We start from the raw sequence: 24658 nt of genomic DNA, 5'->3' as shown, positions 1-24658 counted from the left end.
CCAGTAGCTGGAATCCCTATGTTGCCGTGCATCAGGAGGATGCGCCCATGAACATTGGAGACGTCGCCGAAGCGAGCGGCCTGCCCGCCAAGACGATCCGCTACTATGAGGACATAGGTCTCGTTCGGCCGAAGCGCGGCCAGAACGGCTACCGCGCCTTCAGCGAGGCCGACGTGTACAAACTGGCGTTCCTGTCGCGCGCGCGATCGTTGGGCTTCTCGATCGAAGACTGTCGCTCCCTCATGTCGCTCTACGAGGATCGTGACCGGGCAAGCGCCGACGTGAGAAACATCGCCAGCGATCACCTGGACCGGATCACGTCCAAGATCGCCGAGCTTGAATCGCTCCGCCGCACGCTCGAAACGCTGATCCATCGCTGCCACGGCGACGATCGTCCCGATTGCCCCATACTCGACGATCTTTCGGGAAGCGAGGCGACGCAGTGAACAAGAAAATCGTGGCAGTGGGAGCCATCGCCGTGATCGTGGCTGGTGTTGGAGCCTGGTTCCTGCCCGCGCAGGACGAGCCGGCCCGATCGTCGCAAGCCAGTACGATCGTGCGCCTGCCCGATCTGGAAGGCGCCGCCGCCGATGGCGCGGACCTGTTTGCAGCCAACTGCGCCGTCTGCCATGGCGAGAACGCCACGGGCACGGATCAAGGCCCACCATTCGTCCATCGCATCTATGAACCGAACCACCATGCCGACATCGCCTTCCAAATGGCGGTACAGAATGGCGTGCGCGCCCATCATTGGCGGTTCGGAAATATGCCGCCCGTCGATGGGGTGAACCGAGCCGAGGTCGAAAAGATCGTTGCCTATGTCCGCGCGCTGCAGCGGGCAAACGGCATCGAGTAGTGGAGACAGTGACGACATGCATCTAACAAGACGAACCATGATCTCCGGCCTGGTCGCCACTGCGGCGGCATCGGCTCTTCCGCGCCCGTTGCATGCGCAGACGGAGGCGGCCGAAACACTCACGGCGCGTGCGGCGACTGCGCGCATCGCGCCAGCCGACTATCCGGACACGGCGGTTTGGTCCTATAACGGCGCCGTTCCCGGTGCTCCGATCCGGCTTCGTCAGGGCGAGCGTCTGCGCCGGCTGTTCCGCAACGATCTCGACCAGCCTGGAACCGTTCATTGGCATGGGATTCGAATCGACAATGCCATGGACGGCGTCCCCGGTCTCACCCAGTCCGTCGTCGCGCCTGGCGACAGCTACCTCTACGACTTCGAGCTGCCGGATGCCGGCACCTACTGGTTCCATCCGCATAACCGGGCCTGGGAGCAGATGGCGCGCGGCCTGTCTGGCGCCTTGATTGTGGAAGAGACCAACGGTGCGCCGGAGGTCGATCTCGATGAGGTCTTGCTGATCGACGACTGGCGCCTCTCCGAAGACGGGCAGATCGCCGGCGGCTTCAACGACATGCATGACTGGGCCCATGCGGGCCGCATCGGCAACTGGGTGACCGTCAATGGCACGGGCGGCTGGCGCCGCATGGTCGCACGCAATGCGCGGGTACGCCTTCGCCTCATCAATGCGGCCAATGCCAGAATTTTCAATGTCGCCGCTCAGGGTCTAGAAGGCTGGATCGTCGCGCTCGACGGCATGCCGCTGGACGCGCCCCTGCGCTTCGACCAACTCACTCTCGCCCCGGCGCAGCGCGCTGATCTCGTTGTCGACGTGACCGCAACCGTTGACGAGAAGGCCTATCTCGTAGGGCTTGAGGGCAATTCCGGCTATGCACTGGCGACCTTCGATGTCGACGGCGAAGCGCATGCCGAACGATTGCCTGCACCCAACGCCCTGCCAGCCAATCCGGTGTCTGCTCTCGGTGCGGTCAATGAGGCGCGCCGCATCGAATTGCGAATGGAAGGAGGCGCCATGGGATCAATGCGAGGCGCGACGATGTCCGGCCGTATGATGGGCATGTCCGAACTGGTGAATGCCGGCAAGGTCTGGGCATTCAACGGCATGGCGGACATGCCCGATAATCCTCTTTTCGAAGCGCGCGCAGGAGAGACAGTCAAGGTCGCCATCGTCAATGATACGGCTTGGCCGCATGCCATGCATTTGCACGGACACCATTTCAGACAGGTCTTGCGCGACGGCACGACAGGTCCGCTGAGGGATACGCTGCTGATGGACCGTGACGAGAGTGTCGAGATTGCCTTCGTCGCCGATAATCCCGGTGATTGGCTGCTTCACTGCCACATGCTGGAACATTCCGCCGGCGGAATGATGACATGGCTTCGTGTGACATGAGGTAAATCCAGCCGCACCCTGCAACGGCAGTCAATCGAAGAACCGAGCAACTCGCAAATCTTCCGCAATTTCCGGAAGCAGCCGGGCAGGAACGGATCGCCGTTCTCCTGTTTTCACACGCTACACTACGACGCCGCTAATCCCTTGTTGAATCAACCATAGCTCAGGCTCTTTTAATCATCCCCGCATGGGGATCGTCCGTTTGTCCCCGCTGGAATCGGGGATCGGATGGCAGCCTCACATCACAATTCGGAAGGGATCGCACGCGGCGCACGGATGCTGCGCACCGCGCTCGGTCCGGCCATCGCGACGTTCCTGGAAGATCCCGGCGTCGTCGAGGTGATGCTGAACCCTGACGGGCGGTTGTGGATCGACCGTCTCTCCGAGGGTCTATCCGATACGGGCGAGCGCTTGGCACCGGAAGACGGCGAACGCATCATCCGTCTCGTCGCCCACCACGTCGGCGCCGAGGTTCATACCGGAAGCCCGCGCGTCTCGGCGGAGCTGCCAGGAACGGGGGAGCGGTTCGAGGGGCTTCTGCCGCCGGTCGTTGCTGCGCCAGCTTTCGCGATCCGCAAGCCGGCCGTGGCTGTTTTCTCCCTCGACGACTATGTCGCCGCCGGCATCATGACGGCCGAGCAGGCCTCGGCCCTGCGGGCTGGCGTCGCCGCGCGGGCAAACATCCTCGTCGCCGGCGGCACCTCGACCGGCAAGACCACGCTCACCAATGCGCTGCTGGCCGAGGTCGCGAAGACAGCCGACCGCGTCGTCATCATCGAGGATACGCGCGAACTGCAATGCGCCGCGCCGAACCTCGTCGCCATGCGGACGAAGGACGGCGTTGCCTCGCTCTCCGACCTCGTCCGCTCGTCCCTTCGCCTGCGGCCCGACCGCATCCCCATCGGCGAGGTTCGCGGCAGCGAGGCCCTCGATCTCCTCAAGGCCTGGGGCACCGGCCATCCGGGCGGCGTCGGCACGATCCACGCGGGATCGGGACTCGGCGCGCTGCGCCGGCTCGAGCAACTCATCCAGGAAGCCGTCGTCACCGTCCCCCGCGCATTGATCGCGGAGACCATCGATCTCGTCGCCGTGCTGTCGGGACGCGGCTCCGCGCGCCGGCTCGCAGAGCTCGCCCGCGTCGAGGGCCTCTCGCCCGACGGCGATTATCGCGTCGTTCGAGCGATCGAGACTCCGGACGCACCTCTTCCCACAGCAACCACGAAGGAAAGCTCCCATGAACCAGATCCTGCATAACGTCCGCCAGAGACTGACGACCGCCGCGTCGGCCGCGGTCATCGCCGTTATGATGACGCCTGCCGCGCACGCCTCCGGCTCCTCCATGCCCTGGGAGGCGCCGCTCCAGTCGATCCTCGAATCCATCGAGGGGCCGGTCGCCAAGATCATCGCCGTCATCATCATTATCATCACCGGCCTGACGCTTGCCTTCGGCGACACCTCCGGCGGGTTCCGGCGCCTGATCCAGATTGTCTTCGGCCTCTCGATTGCCTTCGCGGCGAGCTCCTTCTTCCTGTCCTTCTTCTCCTTCGGCGGCGGGGCGCTGATCTGATGGCAGCCGACGAAGGGCACAGCGGGGAACTGCTCGGCTTCTCAGTTCCCGTTCACCGTGCGCTGACCGAGCCAATCCTGCTGGGCGGTGCGCCGCGCGCCATCGCCATCATGAACGGCACGCTGGCCGGTGCGGTCGGTCTCGGTCTGCGGCTCTGGCTGGTCGGCATTGCAATCTGGGCGATCGGACACATTGCGGCGGTCTGGGCCGCCAAGCGCGATCCGCTCTTCGTCGAGGTCGGCCGCCGCCATCTGCGCATTCCCGCGCATCTGACGGTCTGAAGGGGAAGGCGCAGCGATGATGAACCTAGCCGAGTACCGCAACCGCAACACCCGGCTTGCCGATTATCTGCCCTGGGTGGCGCTAGCTGGCAGCGGTATTGTCCTCAACAAAGACGGGAGTTTCCAGCGCACCGCACGGTTCCGCGGCCCGGATCTCGATTCGGCGGTGCCGGCGGAACTGATCGCCGTGGCGGGGCGGCTCAACAACGCGTTCCGCCGTCTCGGCTCCGGCTGGGCGATCTTCGTCGAAGCGCAGCGCCACCCCTCGAACGTCTATCCCGACAGCCGCTTTCCCGATGCGGCCTCCGCGCTGGTCGACGCCGAGCGCAAGGCGAGCTTCGAAGAAGCGGGTGCGCATTTCGAGTCGAGCTATTTCCTCACCTTTACCTACCTGCCACCGGCCGAGGACGCCGCACGCGCCGAGAGCTGGCTTTATGAAGGCCGTGAGACCAAGGGCATCGATCCGCATGAGGTCCTGACCGGCTTCGCCGACCGCACCGACCGCGTGCTCCGCCTCGTCGACGCCTTCATGCCCGAATGCCGCTGGCTCGATGACGCCGAGACCCTAACCTATTTGCACGGCTGCGTCTCGACCAAACGCCATCGTGTCCGCGTCCCCGAGACGCCCATATACCTGGACGCGCTGCTCGCGGACCAGCCGCTCGCCGGCGGGCTGGAGCCCCGTCTCGGTGACGAGCATCTGCGCGTGTTGACGATCACCGGATTTCCGACGGCGACCACGCCCGGCCTGCTCGACGAGCTCAACCGGCTCGCCTTTCCCTATCGCTGGTCGACCCGCGCCATCCTGATGGACAAGACGGATGCGACGAAGCTCCTGACCCGCATCCGCCGGCAATGGTTCGCCAAGCGCAAGTCGATTGCCGCGATCCTCAAGGAGGTGATGACCAACGAGGCTTCGGTCCTGGTCGACACCGACGCGTCGAACAAGGCGGCCGATGCCGATCTCGCCCTGCAGGAGCTCGGCGCGGACTATGCCGGTGTCGCCTATGTCACCGCGACGATGACGGTGTGGGACGCCGACCCGCGCGTTGCCGACGAGAAGCTGCGTCTGGTCGAGAAGGTCATCCAGGGCCGCGACTTCACCGCGATGCCCGAGACCATCAACGCCGTCGATGCGTGGCTCGGCTCGCTGCCCGGACATGTCTACGCCAATGTCCGCCAGCCGCCGATCTCCACGCTCAATCTCGCCCACATGATCCCCCTCAGTGCCGTGTGGGCGGGGCCGGAACGGGATGAGCACCTTGCAGCGCCCCCACTGCTGTTCGGCAAGACCGAGGGCTCGACCCCGTTCCGGTTTTCCCTTCATGTTGGCGATGTCGGGCATACGCTCGTCGTCGGCCCGACAGGCGCGGGCAAGTCCGTGCTGCTGGCGCTCATGGCGCTTCAGTTCCGCCGCTATGCCGGTTCCCAGGTCTTCGCCTTCGACTTCGGAGGCTCGATCCGCGCCGCCGCGCTCGCCATGGGCGGTGACTGGCATGATCTGGGCGGTGGCCTGACCGAAGGCGATGACCAGAGTGTCTCGCTGCAGCCGCTCTCGCGCCTCGAAGAGACGGCGGAGCGGGCTTGGGCGGCCGACTGGCTAGTGGCGATCCTGATGCGCGAAGGCGTCGAGATCACGCCCGAGGTGAAGGAGCATCTCTGGACGGCGCTGACTTCGCTCGCATCCGCGCCTGCTGGGGAACGGACGATCACAGGCCTGGCCGTGCTGCTCCAGTCCAATGACCTGAAGCAGGCGCTCAGGCCCTATTGCGTCGGCGGCGCCTACGGTCGGTTGCTCGATGCCGAGTCCGAGCATCTCGGTGAAGCGACCGTGCAGGCCTTCGAGACCGAGGGTCTGATCGGCACCGGCGCGGCGCCAGCGGTGCTGGCCTATCTCTTCCACCGCATCGAGGACCGGCTCGATGGTTCGCCTACCCTCATCATCATCGACGAGGGCTGGCTGGCGCTCGACGACGAGGGTTTCGCCGGCCAGCTCCGCGAGTGGCTGAAGACGCTCCGGAAGAAGAACGCTTCAGTCGTCTTTGCCACGCAAAGCCTCAGCGATATCGACGGTTCGGCCATCGCGCCGGCCATCATCGAGAGCTGCCAGACACGGTTGCTCCTCCCGAACGAACGCGCGATCGAGCCGCAGATCACCGCGATCTATCGACGCTTCGGCCTCAATGACCGCCAGATCGAGATCCTCGCGCGGGCCACGCCCAAGCGCGACTATTACTGCCAATCGCGGCGCGGCAACCGGCTCTTCGAACTGGGCCTCAGCGAAGTGGCGCTCGCGCTCTGCGCCACCTCCGCCAAGACCGATCAGACCGCAATAGCGCGCATCCTTGCCGAACATGGCCGCACGGATTTCCTCGCCGCCTGGCTGCGGGAGCGCGGCGTCGACTGGGCGGCCGATCTCATTCCCGATCTCAGCAATCTCACCCCCCAGCCCAAGAAGGAGACTGATCATGAAGACACGTAACTCCCGTTCGCGCGCGGCCCGCTTTGCAGCCGCGCTCATCGGCGCGCCAATCGCGACCCTGCCGATGGTGTTGGCGCCACCGGCCTCGGCGGCATGGATCGTCTACGATCCGACAAACTATGCACAGAACGTGCTGCAGGCAGCCCGCGCCCTCGAGCAGATCAACAACCAGATCACACAGCTTCAGAACGAAGCGCAGATGCTGATCAACCAGGCGCGCAACCTGACGAGCCTCCCTTACTCCTCGTTGCAGCAATTGCAGCAGGCGGTCGGGCGCACGCAGTCCCTGCTTCAGCAAGCACAGAACATTGCCTTCGACGTCCAGCAGATCGACCAGGCCTTCCAGCAGAAATACGCCAATATCGGCATGAGCGCTTCCGAGCAGCAGCTCGTCGCCGATGCCCGCTCGCGCTGGGAGAACACCGTCGGCGGCCTGCAGGATGCGATGCGGGTCCAGGCTGGCGTCGTCGGCAATATCGAGACCAACCGCGCCCAGATGGAAGCGCTGGTGGACCAAAGCCAGGGCGCGACCGGCGCGCTGCAGGCGACCCAGGCCGGCAACCAGCTTCTCGCATTGCAGGCACAGCAACTCGCCGATCTCACGGCCGTCATCGCCGCCAATGGCCGCGCCCAGGCACTGACCGACGCCGAACGTGCTGCCGCGGCCGAACAGGGGCGTGTGCAGCGCGAGCGCTTCCTGACGCCCGGCAGCGGCTATCAGCCCGGCAACGCGCAGATGTTCAACAACGGCAACAACTGATCTGGGCCGATGGCCGGAAAGGAGGAAGCGATGGAGGGAAAGACGCTGGCGCGGATCGGGGCGATCGTCTTCGTCGCCTTCGCCATGACGGCGACGGTGATCGAGTTGACGCGCGATGTTGAGCCCGCACGACTGACGCCCGCGCCAGCGCTTGCACCCTCTGTCGATCCGCTGCGCGCTGAGCAGCGCCGCTGCCAGCAACTCGGTGAGCCCGCCGTTCGCGACGCCGAGTGTCTCGCGGTCTGGGCCGAGACCCGCGACCGTTTCCTCGGCCGCGCACCGTCCGACGCTGCATCCAGAGACGAGGAATAAAGTTCCATGGACGATACCGGCGTCATTGACGAATTCCTCGGGGTCTTCACCAGCTATATCGACAGCGGTTTCGGCCTGCTCGGCGGCGAGGTGGCCTTCATCGCCACCACGTTGATTGTGATCGACGTGACGCTCGCCGCGCTCTTCTGGTCCTGGGGCGCCGACGACGACATCATCGCGCGGCTCGTCAAGAAGACCCTGTTCGTTGGCGTCTTCGCCTACATCATCGGCAACTGGAACAATCTCGCCCGCATCGTCTTCGAAAGCTTCGCCGGCCTCGGCCTGATGGCGTCAGGCACTGGCTTCACGGCGGCCGATCTGATGCGGCCGGGCCGTGTCGCCCAAACCGGGCTCGATGCGGCGCGGCCACTGCTCGAATCCATTTCCGACCTGATGGGCTGGGTCGCCTTCTTCGAAAACTTCATCCAGATCGCCTGCCTGCTCTTTGCCTGGGCGCTCGTCCTGCTCGCCTTCTTCATTCTGTCGATCCAACTCTTCATCACACTGATCGAGTTCAAGCTGACGACGCTCGCCGGCTTCGTCCTCATTCCCTTCGGCCTATTCGGCAAGACCGCCTTCATGGCCGAACGGGTGCTCGGCAACGTCATCTCCTCGGGCATCAAGGTGCTGGTGCTGGCCGTCATCATCGGCATCGGCTCGACGCTGTTCTCGCAGTTCACCGCCGGCTTCGGCGGCGTTGCCCCCACAATCGACGAGGCCATGGCCGTGGTGCTCGCGGCACTGTCACTGCTTGGCCTCGGCATCTTCGGGCCGGGCATCGCCAACGGCATCGTCTCGGGCGGCCCGCAACTCGGCGCGGGTGCAGCCGTCGGAACCGGACTTGCCGTGGGCGGCGCTGCCTTGGCTGGCGCGGGTGCTGCGGGTCTCGCCGCCAGAGGCGGTGGCATGGCGCTCTCGGGCACGGCCGCCGCTGCACGCGGCGGTGTTGCAGCAGCCGGTGGTGCCTCAACCGCCTACAGCCTCGGGTCGGCCGGGCAATCCGGTGTGGCCGGCGTTGCCTCCGGTCTCGGCGCGGTGGCGAGCACAGGCGCGAGGGCCGCGACGTCCCCGTTGCGGAGCGCCGCGGCCAGAGCGTCCGGCAGCATGAAACAAAGTTTCCAGTCGGGCGCTCGATCGGCCTTCGAGACGACCGGCGGATCCTTGGGCAGTACCTCCAGCGCCGTAGGTTCCGCCGCAGCTCCATCCTCGCCAACGGACGGTCCGCCTGACTGGGCAAAGCGCATGAAGCGCTCGCAGCGTCTCTCCCACGGCGTCCAGGCCGCCGCGCACGCCGTCCGTTCCGGCGACAGCCACGGCGGCGCCAGTTCTGTCAATCTTTCCGAGGGGAATCGCTCATGAGCTTCTTCAAACGATCCACCACCCATTACGGCAAAGCCCCCGAACCGGAGACGCCATATCAACGCGCGGCCCAGGTCTGGGACGAACGCATCGGTTCCGCCCGCGTGCAGGCCCGCAACTGGCGTCTGATGGCGTTCGGCTGCCTGATCCTCTCCGGCGGCTTCGCAAGCGCCCTGGTCTGGCAGTCCACGACCGGCACCGTCGTGCCCTGGGTCGTCGAAGTCGACAATCTCGGCGAGGCGCATGCTGTCGGCCCCGCGGAGGCCAGCTTCGAGCCAAGCGATCCGCAGATCGCCTTCCATCTCGCACACTTTATCGAGCAGGTGCGCGCGATCCCCGCTGACGCAATCATCGTGCGCCAGAACTGGCTGCGCGCTTACGAGTTCACCACCGATCGCGGAGCGCTGGCGCTCAACGACTATGCCCGCGCCAACGACCCGTTCACGCGGGTCGGACGTCAGCAGATCGCCGTGGAGGTCTCCAGCGTCATTCGTGCCTCGCCGAATTCCTTCCGCGTGGCCTGGACGGAGCGGCACTACGAGAACGGCCAGCTCTCGACGACTGAGAGATGGACAGCGATCCTGACCATCGTCATCCAGCCCCCGCGCGACGCCGAGAGGCTTCGCGCCAATCCGCTCGGCATCTACGTCAACGCCATCAACTGGTCGCGGGAGATGGGTCAATGAGCACGATTGTCCGCAGACCCGCAAACTCGATTTTCCGTAAAGCCGCATTGCCGTTTGTGCTGATTTCCGCATCGGCGCTCGCCGGATGCGCCACCTATCGCCCGCCGGAGATCAGCTACGATGACAGCGTGCCGCCGCAGCCCACGGTCGAGCGACCCGCGGTCGATGAACGGCCGAGACCGCTCCACACGCCGCCGGCCTGGACGGTCGCGCGAGGTGGACAGGCATCTTCCACACCAACGGGACAAGTCGAGAATGCCAATGTGGCCGCCCGAGTCGAGCCTCGCCGGGAGGGCTATTACAACGCCATCCAGATTTACCCCTGGAGCGAGGGGGCGCTGTATCAGGTCTATGCCGCACCGGGCCAAATCACCAACATCGCGCTCGAACCGGGCGAAGCGTTGACCGGCGCCGGGCCGATCGCCGCCGGCGATACCGCCCGCTGGATCATCGGCGATACGGAGAGCGGCTCAGGAACTTCGCGCCGCGTCCATATCCTCGTCAAGCCGACGCGGCCCGACATCGTGACCAACCTGGTCATCACCACCGACCGGCGCACCTACATGATCGAGTTGCGGTCGCGCGACGATCCCTACATGCCCGCCGTCGCCTGGGCCTATCCGCAGCCGCCCGCCACACAGCGCGCCACGCCGACAACTCCGAGGATTCCGGCGGCATCCGCCCGCCACTATCGCTACGGACTGCAGGGCGACAGCCCGCCCTGGCGGCCGGTCTCGGTCTTCGACGACGGGCGACGGGTCTACATCGTCTTCCCAGCCGGGATCGTGCAGGGCGAGATGCCGCCGCTCTTCGTCCTCGGCTCCAACGGCGAGCCGGAGATCGTCAACAGCCGCATCTACCGAAACATCCTGATCGTGGACCGCATTTTCGCGGCGGCCGAGTTGCGGCTTGGCAGTGGCGACCGCCAGCAGACCGTCAGGATCGTGCGAACCGACGGGAGGCCAGGATCATGAGCGACATCGACAACACCAGGGCGGACGATGTGCCGCTCGAAGCACCGTCCGCCGACATCGCCGAACCAATGCGCCTCCGGGGAACCCCGCCGCGCGTCACGCGGCTCTCGCGCCGCGTTCTCGCCGGCCTCGGTCTGGTAGGAGCGCTCGGGGTCGGTGGCGCGCTGATCTACGCGCTTCAGACACCCGACAATGGCGCTGGCAGCGACGAACTTTATTCGACCGAGAACCGCAATACCGCCGACGGATTGAACGAGCTGCCCAGCGACTACACCGGTCCGGTGCTCGGTCCGCCACTTCCCGGCGATCTCGGCCGACCGATCCTCGACGCCCAGGAGCGTGGACAGCCGGTTCCGCCGCCGGCGATCAACGCGCCAGCCGTCGATCCAGAGGAACAACGACGGCTTGCCGAAGAAGAAGCGGCGCGCACCAGCCGGGTGTTCTTCCAGACCGCACCTGGGGCGGCGCGGGAAACATCAGCGCCAAACATCGCAGGGCTCAATCTCGGCAACCAACCGGGCGTCGCACAGAACAACGATCTCGCCTTCCTCAACGCCCCGGTGGACCGACGCACCGTGGCGCTCGACCGCGTCATGCCACCGGCCTCACCCTTTGTGCTGCAAGCCGGGTCCGTCATTCCGGCGGCGCTGATTACCGGCATCCGCTCCGATCTCCCCGGTCAGATCACGGCGCAGGTCACCCAGCACATCTATGACAGTCCGACCGGCAGCATGGTGCTGATCCCGCAGGGCGCACGCATCATCGGTGAGTACAGCAATGACGTCGGCTTCGAGGACCGCCGCGTGCTGCTCGTCTGGAACCGACTAATCTTTCCCAACGGTCGCTCGATAGTGCTCGAACGCCAGCCCGGTGCCGATCCGCAAGGCTATGCGGGACTCGAGGATGGGGTCGATTATCACTGGTGGGATCTGGCTAAGGCCGCCGGCCTTTCGACGCTACTGGCTGTCGGGGCTGAACTTACCATGGATGATGACGAACGCCTTATCCAGGCGATCCGCAACGGTGCCCAGGACACGATCAACGACGCAGGCCAGCAGATCGTCCAGCGCCAGTTGCAGGTCGCACCGACACTGACGATCCGACCGGGCTTCCCCGTGCGCGTCATCGTTACCCGCGATCTCGTCCTCGAACCCTATGGAGGCTGAGTCATGACCACCAAACTGAAGCTCTCATCCGTTCCAGATGACAAACCCGTCAAGCTGACTGTGGAGCTTGCACCGGACGTGTATCGCGATTTGCTCGACTATGCCGCCGTGATGGCGCGCGAGACCGGACAGGCGACACCCGAACCAGCGAAGCTGATTGCGCCTATGCTGCAACGGTTCATGGCGACGGATCGTGCCTTTGCCCGCTTGCGGAAAATCCAGATTCGATCGTCGTGAGCCCAAGTGCTTCCTCAGACCAATCGGAAGAGCCACGACGAACGCGTCCGGCCAGCGTGTGCGCAACGCTGATAAAGCGCCGTAGCGCGGGATTGTCGTTATGGCGGGACCAGACGGCACTGAACGGAACAATGTCGGCAGGATCTGTTAACGGACGCAGTACGAGATGGGGGAGCTTCACATCCACCCAAGCCGCAGACACCAATGTGATGCCCTGTCGAAGGGCAACCAGATTCATCAGAGTCTCCTGCACCACCGCTTTAAACATAACTTCCGGATAGGTGCTGTAGTCGGCAGCCCGACGGATGATATAGTCATGCACCTCGGGTCCGGGTGCACGCCGAGTTACTATAAAGCGCTCGCTTCGCAAGTCAGACCAGTCGAGCTGCCGTCTGTCAGCCAGTTCATGTCCCTCAGCAAGTGCGACGTGTACACGCTCTTTCCAAAGCGGAGAGATTTCACAATCAGCAAGACCGCCTTCGCCGGATAGAAACGCCACATCCAAATCTCGCCTCCTGATCGCATAGACATGCTCGTCACGACCGCCATCCCGGATATCGACCTCGATTTCAGGATGCCGCGCGGCATAGCGACAAACAAGTTCCCGTAGAAACCCTCCAGCGAGCGAGGTGAGAATTCCCACACGCAGCACCCCGATCTCTCCGCGGCCAGCGGCAGTCGCTGCCTTGCGCGCAAGCTCGAGCTGTTCCAGCGCCGGTCGCACATCCCTAAGCAGGCGATGTCCAGCATCAGTCAGCTGTGCACCTGAGACACGACGTTCGAACAACGATACGCCCAGCGCATCTTCAAGCTGCCGAACTGCGCGGCTGACGCTGGACTGTTGCATATGCAGGACGTTTGCAGCCCTGCGGAAACTCCCGTTCTCGGCGGTTGCGACAAAGTGACGAAGATTTCTCAAGTCAATAGCCATTCGCCGCTCTCGCTTTTACTCTAGATATTCCAGTAAAGATGGCGCACTCCGGTTCATTCCCAGTTCGTCGCGTGGCGACGATGGAAGGACGGTTCGCTGCGATGTTCGCCAGCAAGTTGCCCTGGGTCTGGCCTTGGCCGCACGGTTGATCAAACAGGTCGAACTTAGAGACGCTGAATGTGCTGCCGTCCTTACAGTCGAGAGACCAAAGCGTTGCCCGGCAATTGGCCGCGGTACCCCACATCCGAAACGAATGCTTCGCACCTGGCTGAGCCTGTCGTCAGCGAAATATGCACTGCGGGCGTCGGCGATAGCTTCGTCGCGGTCTTGGCGCTTGGCTTGGCCAAGGAAGTGTCCCAGAAGATGCATTGACCTCCGAGATGGCTGCCCGTGATGTCGCCGTCTTGTCGGCTAAGGCGGATCTGCTTCAGGGAATGAGATTGAACGGCCGTATGATGGAATGCGTAGCCAGATGTGCGCGATTGGATCAGAATCCCCACAGGCTGACAGACCAAGATTCGGAAAATCTCTTCGCCTACTCCATGAGCTCCATTCCCAGACGGAGAACTTGATCTCGATCAAGCACGATGCCACCTTCGCAGTATAAGCTTATGGCATGATGGATGATCTGCGCGAAATACGATGAAACACGACATTCAAGAGATAGGAAGGATTGCGCCCAGAGTTTGGGCGTTGTTCTTCATACTCTTACTGATCGTAGCCGGTTTGAGTTCGCACACTGTCCAATCCCATCCTTCGACCGCCCAGACAGAGACCGCTGTAACAAGCGAAATGCTCAACATGTCTGATCTGCTCAGTGATGCAACGCTTAGCGTCTCATCTACGGCAGTCCACTGCCACTCGGCGGCTTCCTGCGCTTTCTTACCGGTGGGCTCTTACACTGTCTTCCATACGGCAAGATCCGGTAAATGGATTCCTAGGCCGCCTCTGTACCACCGATCCACGATTAGCGATCGTCAATTCCGCCCGCCCCGCCTCCCTGCGCACGTCTGATCGACGCGTATGAGGGCTGCGATGCTCTCCGCGCGTCAACACCTATTGACCTCCTTTTGCGCATGGAGCCACCTAAAATGACAGCCCTTTCACGTCCGGATTCCGCCCCCCGCCAAAGCGTCGCTCCCGACGTTGCTACTGTTCAGCGTTTGAATGAGCGCCGCTTCGAGTTCATGCGCTTCTTGCGACGGCGTCTGAGCCATCAAGAGGATGCCGAAGACGCCTTCCAGGACTTCTGCCTAAAGGTGGTGCGTGCCGCGGAAAAGCCTCAGACCACCGCCAAGATCGACGCTTGGCTCAGCCGAGTCTTACGGAATACGCTAACCGATTATTATCGGCGCCGGGCGACACGCCAACGGACCGAGGCGGCTTACGAAGCCGAGACTCATAGTCAAGCGGCACCACCGGAGATGATGCAGTTTCAAAATCCTTGTAGCTGCATCCGGAACCTCGTTCCGACACTCCGGCCAGACTATGCAGAGATTATTCGCCGGGCCGATCTCGACTCGGAATCTCGCGATCGCATCGCACTCGATCTGGGTCTCACTACCAACAATATCGGTGTCCGCCTGCATCGTGCGCGCCGGGTTCTGAAAGAGAGGATCGAGCAGTGCTGTGGCGCGTGCTGTGTAGGCGGGTTCGGGGACTGCGATTGCGCTCCAGAACCGCACGGGAGCCGTCGGAGCAGATGAAATGCGTCAGCGTGTAATGTCGCCTTGGCTGAAGCGTCTCATTGATTGAGATCTGGTGCTGGACGTATCAATCCAACGATACGGCCAGCGCCGTGTTACCGAGCCACGGAGCTTCGCCCATGAGCAAGAAAAACATCCGGAGCGCATCGCCGAATGTGCCGCCGGCTACTGGCCAGCGAAATGCAGACAGCGACTACCGAAGTGTCCTCCACGGCCTTCAGGTCGAACTCGTAAAGCTTCAGAAGCACTTCATCCGCTGCAACGACAAGATTCTCGTTTTGATCGAAGGTCGTGACAGCGCAGGGAAAGATGGTGTGATCAAGCGCATTGTCCGCCATCTGAGTCCGCGTGAGACCCGTGTCGTCGCTTTGGGCAAACCGTCTGACCGTGAGCGTGGCGGATGGTATTTTGAGCGTTACGTCCCGCATCTGCCAGCCCAACAGGAGTTCGTACTCTTCAATAGAAGCTGGTACAATCGCGCTGGAGTTGAGCGCGTAATGGGATTTTGCACCGAAGAAGAATATGAAGAGTTTATGCAGACAGTGCTCGAGTTCGAGCATATGCTAGTCAAATCCGGCATCAAGCTTTTCAAATATTATCTCGACATTAGCAGGGCCGAACAGAAGCGGCGACTGAAAGACCGCCGCGATGATCCGCTTAAGCAGTGGAAAATCAGTCCCATCGACTCCAAGGCTATCGAGAACTGGGCTGCTTACAGCCAAGCTCGGAACGAGATGTTCGCGCGCACTCATAACCCGATCACACCTTGGACCATCGTGCGCGCGGATGATAAGCACTTGGCACGCACCAATCTCATCAAAGATCTGTTGGTGCGCCTACACTACGACGACAAAGATAATTCGGCCCTTCTCGTCAACCCAGACATTGTCCTCCAATACCATGACGCCTATGCGCAGAGCGGTGTGCTCGCGCCATGAAAGATTGTCGAAAAACGCGTTCACCGCTGCTGCAAAAAACTGAACAAACCATCAAGCCGGCGGGCGCTACTGAATATCCAGGGCCACAGGCTAGTTGTCCTCTGCAGCGAAGCGCCGATCATTATGGAATCATGACTCCTGCAGATGATATCGTCAGTCAGCTTCTCGGCGGACGGCAAGAACAACCGAGTCATCAGGGATGACCGCCCTAACGATCGCGCAGATCATTTTGGTCATGCTACTATGGGCTGCCTGCTTTCCGCTCATCACTGCCGGCCTGGACCTCGCTCCGCATCTAACCTTCGCCGCAATGCGGGCGCTACTAGCGGGCCTTACCCTGACACTGCTCGCGCTGGCACTGCACCGGCCGCTGCCGAAGCGATTGGCGCACTGGGTGATGGTCGCCGTCGTAGGATTTGGAGCGACAAGCCTCGGCTTCCTTGGGATGTTTCATGCCGCTGAGTTCGTCTCGCCCGGCATCGCCACGGTGATCGCTAACACCCAGCCAATGCTAGCTGCAATTCTGGCAAGTCTGATCCTTCATGAGCGGCTCACAATAAACGGAAAAATCGGGCTTCTGTTGGGCTTTATTGGCACTCTCATCATTGCCGCGCCTCAGGTCGTTGCCACAGGTCAGCAGACCTATATTTTCGGCGTTGCCTACATCATCCTTGCCGCGCTGGGCGTCACCATAAGCAACGTCGTGATAAAGCGCATCGCCGGCCAGGTCGATCCCCTGATGGCCATGGGATTGCAGATGTTGATTGGCAGCATCCCCCTCATTCTTATCGCCTCTGGAACGGAGGAGCCGACAGCAGTCACATGGTCGCTTACCTTCGTTGGCATCCTGCTCGCCCTCAGCCTCCTCGGAACTGCGCTCGTCTACTGGCTATGGTTCTCGGTGCTTGAGAAAACGCCGCTCAACGGGGCCAATGCCTTTAGCTTCTTGATCCCGATTTTTGGGCTTACGATCGGTGCACTATTTTTTGACGAAACTGTGGGGTGGACGCAGCTGGCGGGCATTATCCTCGTGATCCTCGCGGTCGGACTCGTCTCCCGTCACGGCACGAGATCGGCGAGGGGCGTGGCTGACTAGCGGCTCTGACCCCGACCAAAAATATCTTTAAGCCCGGTCACACCCACCCGATTTTTGCTCTTCAATCGATCAAGAAGCAGGCTTTTAGGAGCGACCGGGACCTCAACGGCTCAGCTTGACCGCTTCTTCTCTCGGCCACTCCCTCCAGAACTGGATTCCGCAGCACTGGACACTGTCTGGACGGACGCCGACTGTCCACCATCCGTCGCACTTTCCGCCTCTATCTCCGCCTGTGCGCAGAACCAATGGTCGAGGTGTTTGCCTTCGGGCCGGTCCTCCCGCTCCCAGATTGCGTATGCGCGCTCCTGGATTTTCGTGTTCATATCGTCACTCATGATGTGTCTCCTTTTTTGAGCGGTTGGCAAGTTTGCTGTCTATCGGCCAAACGAGCTGAGGGGCAGCGTGCTAACGACAAGAGACGCTCAAAGTGAGCCCGCCTTACACGTCACGATCCGAAAATTGGATAGGAAGTGTTGCCGCCTGCGGCGAATCTCGGCGTTTGTATTGCCCCCAGTCAGTGTAAGGACTCAGTCGCCTATACGTCTTATCTGGGTAGCTAAAAGATTAGAGGTGAAAGATGACTTGCGATGATCCGGACGACCGCTCGGAGACCGATGATGACGGTGACGCAGCTGCGAAGGAAGCGGATGCTGCCGTGCGCCGTGCACTTGTGGAGAGTCGTCGGCAGATTCTGGGCTTTTTGCAACGGCGGCTCGGCAATTCCGAAGCCGCAGAGGATGTCCTACAGGCATTCATGCTGAAGGCAATTGAGCGATCGAGCCAATTGCGTGATGTCCGCACGGTCCGTGGCTGGCTGAGCCGGATCCTCGCCACGACGGTCATTGACCATCAGCGTCGCTCCGCCAGACGACGACAGCGGGAGGCCGTAACGAACCCGACTGATCTTGAAGACTTCAAGATCGAGCCTGATGAAGAACTCGACGAAGCGGTGTGCAATTGCCTTTACAAGCTCTTGCCCACGCTCAAACCGGAATACGCCGAGGTGATCTGGCGAGTCGACCTGCTGGGAGAGCCCAGGGAACGTGTGGCGGCAAGCCTCGGAATTTCGCTGAACAACATCACGGTCAGGCTCCATCGCGGCCGCCAAGCGCTGAAAAAGCGGCTTGAGGAGATGTGCCTGACCTGTCCGATCCACGGCTTCCTCGACTGTCACTGCGAAGAGGCGGAACGCACGCGTCGCCGCCGCGAAGAGCTCGCGCGCGCATCCGGACTGTAATGTTGTCCTTCCTGCTTCGTCTGTAGCTCAGGATGGTGGCTCCATTCAGGTTGAATGGCTCTCGCTCCACCCCGACACATATGAAGGACAACGGCAATGAACACGGAATCGAAAACTACCACCTCCGGTTCGGCTGACCGGACCGAACCATCCTGCTGCGGACAGGGAGGTCATCCTCCGGTCAAATCAGAGGCGCCCTCAGTCCGGCCCGAACAGTCTTCCAGACAACAGCGGCCGGAAGACGCGCGCGGGGCATCGAAAGGCTGCTGCTGCGGCAACTGACCAAAAGCTTCGTCGGACAGGACAGGTGTCGCGCATCGCGGCGCCTGTCGACCCGCAACTCATGTCCATCCCACATCGAATGGCGCGCCCGAGGAGTCTGGCCTTGACTAAAGTAACATTGGAGGTCAGCGACCTTTTCGAAGAGCTTGATCATCTCGCGGTCGAGAAGCAGCTGAGCACTGAGACGGGTGTCCGCCGGGCCTCGGCAAACCCCGCTTCCGGCAGCGTGACCGTTGACTTTGATGAGTCAGTCACGAACGTCGAGAGCTTGAAGCGCAAGTTGAATTCCTGCGGTTTTCGCTGCCGTGGGAGCGTGCATCCGCGGCATGTTTGCGAACCGGCAGCATCGGGCCCTACGGCGGTGCTGCCCTCGCAAACGAGCCACGCGGGCCACCGAGGGATGTCTGCGGCTCACGACGAGATGGCGCACGAGATGGGCCATAGTGCCGGCATGGACATGTCCGCCATGGTTCGGGACATGCGCAATCGTTTCTGGATCGCGTTGGTCTTCACGATACCGATCTTCATTTATTCCCCTATGGGTGGCATGTTTACGCCGCCAGCGCCGCCTTTCGGTCTCGACCTCGACCTGTGGCTGTTCTTTCTCGGCAGCATCGCGATCGTCTATCCAAGTTGGCCCTTTTTTACCGCCGCTTGGCGCGCCCTGCGCAATGGCGTGCTCAACATGGCAGTGCTCGTCGTGCTGTCGGTGGGCACCGGCTATGTTTTTAGCGTCGGCTCGACTTTCTTCTTCCCCGGCGTGCAGTTCTACGAGGCGGTCGCAGTACTGCTCGTCTTCATCCTGCTCGGGCATTGGCTTGAGATGCGTGCCCGGGCGGGCGCCTCCGCGGCAATCCGGGCGCTACTTGATCTCGCACCGCCAATGGCGACGGTCCTGCGCGACGGCACCGAGGTCGAAGTGCCCACTTCGGAGGTACAGGCCGGCGAGACTGTGATCATCCGGCCGGGAAACAAAATCCCTGTCGATGGGGAGGTCATCGAGGGAGAGTCGCTGGTGGATGAGTCCATGCTGACCGGCGAGTCGATGCCGGTGAACAAGGGCCAGGGCGACCAAGTGATCGGCGCCACTATCAACAAGAGCGGCAGTTTCCGCTACCGCGCCACCAAAGTTGGGGCCGACACGGCGCTGGCACAGATCGTCAAGCTGGTGCAAGAGGCACAAAACTCCAAGGCGCCGGCCCAGCTCCTCGCTGACCGCGCCTCCCAATGGCTGGTGCTGATCGCCATCCTTATCGGGCTTGCTACTTTTGGCGTCTGGTTCTGGTGGGTCGGCGAGCCGCTACTATTCGCATTGACCTTGACGATCACGGTCTTCGTCATCGCCTGTCCGGACGCTCTGGGGCTAGCGACGCCGATGGCGGTCATGGTTGGAACCGGGCTCGGTGCAACCCACGGGATTCTCTTCAAGAACGCCGGCGCGCTTGAAGAGGCGACCAAGCTCGATACGATTGTCTTCGACAAAACCGGTACATTGACGATGGGCGAACCGCGTGTGGTCGAGGTCATCGCCGCGAAGAATAGCAGCGAAGCGGAAGCGTTGCGCGCCGCTGCGGCCGTCGATCGCGGCTCGGACCATCCCTTGGCGCTTGCGATCGTGAAGCGGGCTGAAGATCTCGACGTGCCGGAAGCGCGCAACTTCCTCAATCTCGAAGGGAGAGGAGCGGAAGCTGAAATCGATGGACGGAAAGTCCTGCTGGGCAACCGTCGATTGATGGACGAGGAGAACGTTGCGCTCGACTCGCTCGGCGCACAAGCAGAACGGCTGAAGGCCGAAGGGCGCACGGTGGTGCATATAGCTCAGGACGGACGGATGCTCGGGATCATTGCGATTGCCGACGCGCCGCGCCCCAGCGCGAAAGCGACCGTCGCCAAATTGCGGGAGCGCGGCGTGTCAGTCGCAATGTTGACCGGCGACAACGAAGGCACGGCGAAACGGATCGCCTCGGAACTTGGCATCGACATCGTTCTCGCTGATGTCCTGCCGGGACAGAAAGCCGAAAAGATCAAGGAGCTGCAAGCGGAAGGCAAGCGTGTCGGCATGGTCGGCGACGGCGTGAATGACGCTCCGGCGCTGACCCAAGCCAACGTCGGTTTCGCCATTGGCGCGGGCACTGATGTGGCGATGGAGAGCGCAGACGTGGTGCTCATGAGGAGCGATCCCTACGACATCGTAGGTGCGATTGAATTGTCGCGCGCAACGCTCCGCAAGATGCATCAGAACCTGTTGTGGGCGGTCGCCTATAACGTGATCGCCTTCCCGGCCGCCGCCGGCGTCTTCTATCCCCTTGTGATCAGCCCAGAGGTGGCGGCGCTGGCAATGTCGGGTAGCTCGGCGCTGGTCGCAGTCAATGCGCTGCTGCTCAAGCGAACGCGCCTGGATGGGGTGACCAGTAGTCGCCGTGACGTGGCCGCGGACTCACGCTCGGCCGATGTGCTCGGATGAGCTGTGGGGGTGGGCGACCAGAGATAACCCGTGAAGCATCACCGGACCCCGCAGCGCCGCTGCGGACAGCGCAGGAGAAACGAATGGACCATGAAAAGAATAGCCGCAGCTTCTTCGCCTCTCGGGCAAATGTAGTTCTGCTGGTCTTCCTCGGAGTGGGTGGTTTCTATCTTGTCTCCGAACACCGGGCGCATCTTATCGGTGCAGTCCCGTTGCTGCTTGCTTTTGGCCTCTGCCTCGGCATGCATTTTTTCATGCATGGCGGGCACGGAAAGCACAAATCTGTCCGCGACGAAGAGGATGCGCAGCCGGGTGGCGGCAAAAAGCCCGGCGGGCATGGACACTGAATTCGCGGAACGGACACAGTTATGATGACTGAAAGCGCCCCCTCCTACGGCCTTTGGTTCCTGGTGGTTCTGAACTCGGCAATATTCATTCTCTTCGCTTTCAGCTTCTTCAAGCCGAAAACGCGCCGCGACTGGCGCTCGTTCGGTGCATTCAGCGCGTTTCTGGTTGCGCTGTTCACGGAGATGTACGGGTTCCCCCTTACTATATACCTGCTCTCAGGGTGGCTTCAGAGCAATTATCCAGGCGTGGACTGGCTGTCGCACGATGCTGGGCATCTGCTCGAGATGCTATTTGGATGGGAGGCGAACCCGCATTTCGGGCCGTTCCACTTGCTGAGCTTCGCCTTCATCGGGGGCGGCTTCGTGCTGATCTCTGCCGCTTGGAAGGTGCTTTATGAAGCCCAACAACGATCCACACTCGCGACGGCGGGCGCCTACAGCTATGTGCGCCACCCTCAATACCTAGGCTTCATTCTCGTCATGTTCGGATTTCTGCTGCAATGGCCGACGCTACTCACGCTCGCGATGTTCCCGGTTCTCGTCATCATGTACATCCGGCTCGCCAAGGGTGAGGAACGCGCCGCGCTGACCGAATTCGGTGACACATATCGTCGTTACATGACCGAAGTCCCCGGTTTTATTCCGAGGTTTGATAGAGTTGTCGCGCGCAGGCCATGGTGAGGAAACGTGGTTTCGTCCAGGGTTCGGTGCCTCGCCGGGAGGAGGCGGCGCTGCAGCATTTCGGGTCCGGCGTCATTGCGACAGATCGCTACACCTCCGGCATGGCGCCGCTTTGGGAAATCCGGCTCGCGTGGATTATGCGGGCCCTCATTCTGGCGACTGGCACCTTTCACCTTCTGCAGAGCGAGGTCCTTTACGGGCTTCTCTGCTTCAGCGCACTGGCACTCATCCTCGCGCCTTCTCTCGTCGCGCACTCCACCAGGCTGACCATTCCGGTAGAGATAGAGCTATTCGTTCTGTGGTGGTTGGTCACCGACATGACGCTTGGCCGCTTTCTGGATCTCTACGGCACACTGCCGTTCTACGACAAAGCTATCCACTTCGGAAACTCCGGACTGCTGGCGATCATTTCGTTCTTAGCAATCTATGCGCTGAAAATGACTTGCCGCATAAGAACCGGCTTCGTCCTGAACCTGACCGGGATCTTCCTGTTGACCCTCGGCGCGGGCGCGCTTTGGGAGATCGTCGAATTCGGGATCGACGCGGTCCTGAACTCCGGCATGCAGGGATCGCCGGTTTTGGCTCCCCTCGAAGACACGATGTGGGACCTTATCGTGGACGGGATGGGCGGCCTTTTCGGCGGCCTCTTGGGCGCCCTCTACATGCGAGGATCGAGGCGCAGCTTGTCGCGCTGGAAATGCTTTGCCGCACGGGTCGGCTCCGCATGAAGACGAAGAGCCCAAGTGCCGGGCCACGCGCCGGATATGCACCGGCCGGCGCTACAAGGCTGAGGATTCGGGGGGAATCGAAAAATTTCACTTTCGCCCGCCGCGCATGACGTAGGTAGACCCGGAACCGAAGCCTGCCCATCCACCACGGTAGAAGTCACCGGGGCCTTGGGCGTGGAGGGTGCCGTGGGGTCTCGCTGACAACTTCTAGGCACCAAAAGGATCGGCATCCGCGTCCATGCGATGTGCCGCTGTAAGGTATTCGGTACTACAGCGTCTTTTCCCGGCAACGGCGCCTTATCGCAATTGGTGGATGCACGAAGACGTGTTGCTGGCAGTTCATTCTTCGCTTCGCCTTCGGTCGAGCACTTCACACGCAGCGAGCGCGTCTCATGCAACGATTTGGTTCTTCGAAGAAGAGGTCCTGAAATGAAGGTAGCCGATCCCGTCTGCGGAAAGACAGTTGATCTCGGAGAGGCTGAGGCGGTCGACTATCGGGGTTGGGCATATTCTTTTTTGCTCCACCGCCTGCCGCGCGGCGTTTCTTCATACGCCAGACCGCTATGCCGAATCGCGTCAAGGTCGCGCCACTCCCCATGGCCAAATCAGAAAGTCACCTCGAACTGCGCAGTGATCGCGCGGACGACACATCCATGTCTGCAGAAGCGAAAAGATGACCACTCAGCCTCATGATCCCACCGCTTATCCAAGTCTAATCGCCCGATCTCCCTTGCCCTCTCTTTCTCGATTTCTCGGCAAACTGATCCAGACCGGCCGCTTGACGATTATCGACACAGCGGGACAGATTCAAAATTTCGGCCCAGGCAACAGCCACCCTTGCGTCACAGTCAGACTTCACGATCCGTTCCTGCCGCTGCGTATTCTCCTTCGACCGTCACTCGCCTTGGGCGAGGCCTACACGGACGGCAGGATCACGATCGAAGAAGGGACGCTACGAGACCTACTACACCTTTGCACCAGTAATTTCGAAGCTGTTGACCAACATGCAATCGGTGCACTACGGAGCGGTCTCGACCGATTGCTTCGCAGGCTCCACCAAGACAATCGGCTCGGGCGCGCACGCGTCAATGTCGCACACCACTACGATCTTTCGGGCGCACTCTACGATCTGTTTCTCGATCAAGATCGGCAGTATTCCTGTGCCTATTTCCACAACGGTGCCGAGACGCTCGAAGAGGCGCAGGAGAAGAAGAAGCGCCATATCATGGCCAAACTGTTGCTCGAGCCAGGCATGCGTGTGCTCGACGTTGGCTCCGGATGGGGCGGCCTCGCTCTGGAGATGGCTCAGACGGCAAGTGTGGACGTCACAGGCTTGACGCTCTCGCAGGAGCAACTCGCCGTCGCAAATAAGCGCGCTGCCGCCGACGGCCTCACCTCTCATGTACGTTTTGCCATGCGGGACTATCGGGATGAGCAGGGAACTTATGATCGGATCGTCTCCGTCGGCATGTTTGAGCATGTCGGGGTGGCGCACTACCGCACCTACTTCGACACGCTGAGCAAGCGGCTGAAATCCGACGGCGTCGCCCTAGTGCATGCAATCGGACGGACTGGACCGCCCGGTTCAACTGATCCTTGGCTGCGGAAGTACATATTTCCGGGCGGTTATTGTCCGTCACTCTCGGAAGTATTGGCAGCGGTCGAGCGGTCGGGGCTTTGGGTAACCGACATCGAGATTCTGCGACTGCACTATGCCGAAACACTCCGGCACTGGTTCGAGCGCTTCCAGGTTAATCGCGACCAAGCCAAAGCAATCTATGACGAGCGCTTCTGTCGCATGTGGGAGTTCTATCTTGCCTCATGCGAAGCGGCGTTCCGCAACGGCCCGATGATGGTGTTTCAGCTCCAGCTCTCGCACCGGCGCGATGCGGTCCCGCTGACGCGCGACTACGTCGCCGCCAAGGGCGGGCAATACACCGTAGCAGAGGACGTCGCCGTATGAGACCGGTCCGCGCAACGTTCGCCCTATGATCGGCGGCCAGCTTCTTCGAATGGGTACCGGGACCACCGGCCTTACCGCTGGAGAGGGTGTCATTCAGCACAGGTGGGCCATCACCCGCTCGGGATGCCTCTGCTGATGCAGCGAAATCACCCAACCAGCCCAGGACCACAATCCATTCCACTCACACCAGAGGAGAA

25 protein-coding genes are annotated in these 24658 nt (G+C 61.9%); 23 read left to right on the top strand and 2 right to left on the bottom strand.

Annotated elements, in window-relative coordinates:
- Window positions 1–47: 47 nt before the first annotated feature.
- The 14 genes from cueR to K7H91_RS16830 all read left to right on the top strand — a co-directional run bounded on the left by cueR (window position 48) and on the right by K7H91_RS16830 (window position 12088).
- Window positions 48–446, top strand: coding sequence for a Cu(I)-responsive transcriptional regulator (cueR, locus tag K7H91_RS16895; RefSeq protein WP_044410287.1), 399 nt, complete (start codon window positions 48–50; stop codon window positions 444–446).
- Window positions 443–856, top strand: coding sequence for a c-type cytochrome (locus K7H91_RS16890; protein WP_230721415.1), 414 nt, complete (start codon window positions 443–445; stop codon window positions 854–856). Before cueR ends, K7H91_RS16890 begins: the two co-directional genes overlap by 4 nt.
- 16 nt (window positions 857–872) lie before the next feature.
- Entirely contained in the window at window positions 873–2264 is a 1392-nt protein-coding gene (locus K7H91_RS16885) for a multicopper oxidase family protein (RefSeq protein ID WP_230721414.1), read from the top strand.
- A gap of 228 nt (window positions 2265–2492) precedes the next feature.
- Window positions 2493–3518 (top strand): P-type conjugative transfer ATPase TrbB, encoded by a 1026-nt coding sequence (trbB, locus tag K7H91_RS16880; RefSeq protein WP_044409243.1) that lies wholly within the window; start codon window positions 2493–2495, stop codon window positions 3516–3518.
- On the top strand, window positions 3499–3831 hold the full coding sequence (locus tag K7H91_RS16875) for a TrbC/VirB2 family protein (RefSeq protein WP_230721413.1): 333 nt from the start codon (window positions 3499–3501) through the stop codon (window positions 3829–3831). Before trbB ends, K7H91_RS16875 begins: the two co-directional genes overlap by 20 nt.
- Entirely contained in the window at window positions 3831–4112 is a 282-nt protein-coding gene (locus tag K7H91_RS16870; protein WP_044409237.1) for a VirB3 family type IV secretion system protein, read from the top strand. The genes K7H91_RS16875 and K7H91_RS16870 overlap by 1 nt, the downstream gene beginning before the upstream one ends.
- Before the next feature lie 16 nt (window positions 4113–4128).
- The gene (trbE, locus tag K7H91_RS16865; RefSeq protein ID WP_230721412.1) at window positions 4129–6594 is read left to right on the top strand and encodes a conjugal transfer protein TrbE; all 2466 of its coding nucleotides are present in this window, start codon (window positions 4129–4131) and stop codon (window positions 6592–6594) included.
- Window positions 6581–7354 (top strand): P-type conjugative transfer protein TrbJ, encoded by a 774-nt coding sequence (gene trbJ / locus K7H91_RS16860; protein WP_230721411.1) that lies wholly within the window; start codon window positions 6581–6583, stop codon window positions 7352–7354. Before trbE ends, trbJ begins: the two co-directional genes overlap by 14 nt.
- 30 nt (window positions 7355–7384) lie before the next feature.
- Complete coding sequence (gene trbK-alt / locus K7H91_RS16855) at window positions 7385–7666, top strand: putative entry exclusion protein TrbK-alt (RefSeq protein ID WP_230721410.1); 282 nt, start codon at window positions 7385–7387, stop codon at window positions 7664–7666.
- Between the two features lie 6 nt (window positions 7667–7672).
- Entirely contained in the window at window positions 7673–9025 is a 1353-nt protein-coding gene (trbL, locus tag K7H91_RS16850) for a P-type conjugative transfer protein TrbL (protein ID WP_230721409.1), read from the top strand.
- Window positions 9022–9711, top strand: a complete 690-nt coding sequence (trbF, locus tag K7H91_RS16845; protein ID WP_230721408.1) for a conjugal transfer protein TrbF — start codon at window positions 9022–9024, stop codon at window positions 9709–9711. The genes trbL and trbF overlap by 4 nt, the downstream gene beginning before the upstream one ends.
- Complete coding sequence (gene trbG, locus K7H91_RS16840; RefSeq protein WP_230721407.1) at window positions 9708–10685, top strand: P-type conjugative transfer protein TrbG; 978 nt, start codon at window positions 9708–9710, stop codon at window positions 10683–10685. Before trbF ends, trbG begins: the two co-directional genes overlap by 4 nt.
- Window positions 10682–11851 carry a TrbI/VirB10 family protein gene (locus tag K7H91_RS16835; protein ID WP_230721406.1) on the top strand — a complete coding sequence of 390 codons (1170 nt, stop codon included), beginning with the start codon at window positions 10682–10684 and terminating at the stop codon, window positions 11849–11851. Before trbG ends, K7H91_RS16835 begins: the two co-directional genes overlap by 4 nt.
- A 3-nt stretch (window positions 11852–11854) precedes the next feature.
- On the top strand, window positions 11855–12088 hold the full coding sequence (locus K7H91_RS16830) for a DUF2274 domain-containing protein (protein ID WP_189425907.1): 234 nt from the start codon (window positions 11855–11857) through the stop codon (window positions 12086–12088).
- On the opposite strand, the gene K7H91_RS16825 is transcribed toward K7H91_RS16830, so the two are convergent.
- On the bottom strand, window positions 12030–13019 hold the full coding sequence (locus K7H91_RS16825; protein WP_189425906.1) for a LysR family transcriptional regulator: 990 nt from the start codon (window positions 13017–13019) through the stop codon (window positions 12030–12032). The two genes, K7H91_RS16830 and K7H91_RS16825, sit on opposite strands and share 59 nt — an antisense overlap.
- Window positions 13020–14095: 1076 nt before the next feature.
- Here K7H91_RS16825 and K7H91_RS25855 point away from each other — a divergent pair.
- The 3 genes from K7H91_RS25855 (at window position 14096) to K7H91_RS16815 (ending at window position 16759) form a co-directional block, all read left to right on the top strand.
- On the top strand, window positions 14096–14725 hold the full coding sequence (locus K7H91_RS25855; RefSeq protein ID WP_419197490.1) for an RNA polymerase sigma factor: 630 nt from the start codon (window positions 14096–14098) through the stop codon (window positions 14723–14725).
- A 119-nt stretch (window positions 14726–14844) separates the two neighbouring features.
- Complete coding sequence (gene ppk2 / locus K7H91_RS16820) at window positions 14845–15663, top strand: polyphosphate kinase 2 (protein ID WP_189425904.1); 819 nt, start codon at window positions 14845–14847, stop codon at window positions 15661–15663.
- A gap of 199 nt (window positions 15664–15862) precedes the next feature.
- The gene (locus K7H91_RS16815; protein ID WP_189425903.1) at window positions 15863–16759 is read left to right on the top strand and encodes a DMT family transporter; all 897 of its coding nucleotides are present in this window, start codon (window positions 15863–15865) and stop codon (window positions 16757–16759) included.
- A gap of 110 nt (window positions 16760–16869) precedes the next feature.
- On the opposite strand, the gene K7H91_RS16810 is transcribed toward K7H91_RS16815, so the two are convergent.
- On the bottom strand, window positions 16870–17094 hold the full coding sequence (locus K7H91_RS16810; protein ID WP_080900803.1) for a DUF2934 domain-containing protein: 225 nt from the start codon (window positions 17092–17094) through the stop codon (window positions 16870–16872).
- A 242-nt stretch (window positions 17095–17336) separates the two neighbouring features.
- Here K7H91_RS16810 and K7H91_RS16805 point away from each other — a divergent pair, with 242 nt between their 5' ends.
- The 6 genes from K7H91_RS16805 (at window position 17337) to K7H91_RS16780 (ending at window position 24461) form a co-directional block, all read left to right on the top strand.
- Window positions 17337–17996, top strand: coding sequence for an RNA polymerase sigma factor (locus K7H91_RS16805; protein ID WP_189425902.1), 660 nt, complete (start codon window positions 17337–17339; stop codon window positions 17994–17996).
- A gap of 385 nt (window positions 17997–18381) precedes the next feature.
- On the top strand, window positions 18382–20742 hold the full coding sequence (locus K7H91_RS16800; protein ID WP_230721405.1) for a heavy metal translocating P-type ATPase: 2361 nt from the start codon (window positions 18382–18384) through the stop codon (window positions 20740–20742).
- An 83-nt stretch (window positions 20743–20825) separates the two neighbouring features.
- Entirely contained in the window at window positions 20826–21089 is a 264-nt protein-coding gene (locus K7H91_RS16795) for a DUF2933 domain-containing protein (protein ID WP_080900802.1), read from the top strand.
- A gap of 21 nt (window positions 21090–21110) precedes the next feature.
- The gene (locus K7H91_RS16790) at window positions 21111–21770 is read left to right on the top strand and encodes a methyltransferase family protein (protein WP_419197489.1); all 660 of its coding nucleotides are present in this window, start codon (window positions 21111–21113) and stop codon (window positions 21768–21770) included.
- Window positions 21764–22498: a hypothetical protein gene (locus K7H91_RS16785; RefSeq protein ID WP_052628764.1), complete on the top strand. Its 735-nt coding sequence runs from the start codon at window positions 21764–21766 to the stop codon at window positions 22496–22498. Before K7H91_RS16790 ends, K7H91_RS16785 begins: the two co-directional genes overlap by 7 nt.
- 673 nt (window positions 22499–23171) lie before the next feature.
- The gene (locus K7H91_RS16780; RefSeq protein ID WP_080900800.1) at window positions 23172–24461 is read left to right on the top strand and encodes an SAM-dependent methyltransferase; all 1290 of its coding nucleotides are present in this window, start codon (window positions 23172–23174) and stop codon (window positions 24459–24461) included.
- Window positions 24462–24658: the final 197 nt, after the last annotated feature.

Origin of the sequence: Martelella mediterranea, assembly GCF_021021415.1 — a bacterium.
GTDB classification, from domain to species: domain Bacteria; phylum Pseudomonadota; class Alphaproteobacteria; order Rhizobiales; family Rhizobiaceae; genus Martelella; species Martelella mediterranea_C.
Note: the sequence above shows the minus strand (reverse complement) of the source record. Positions and strands in the feature narration are given on the sequence as shown.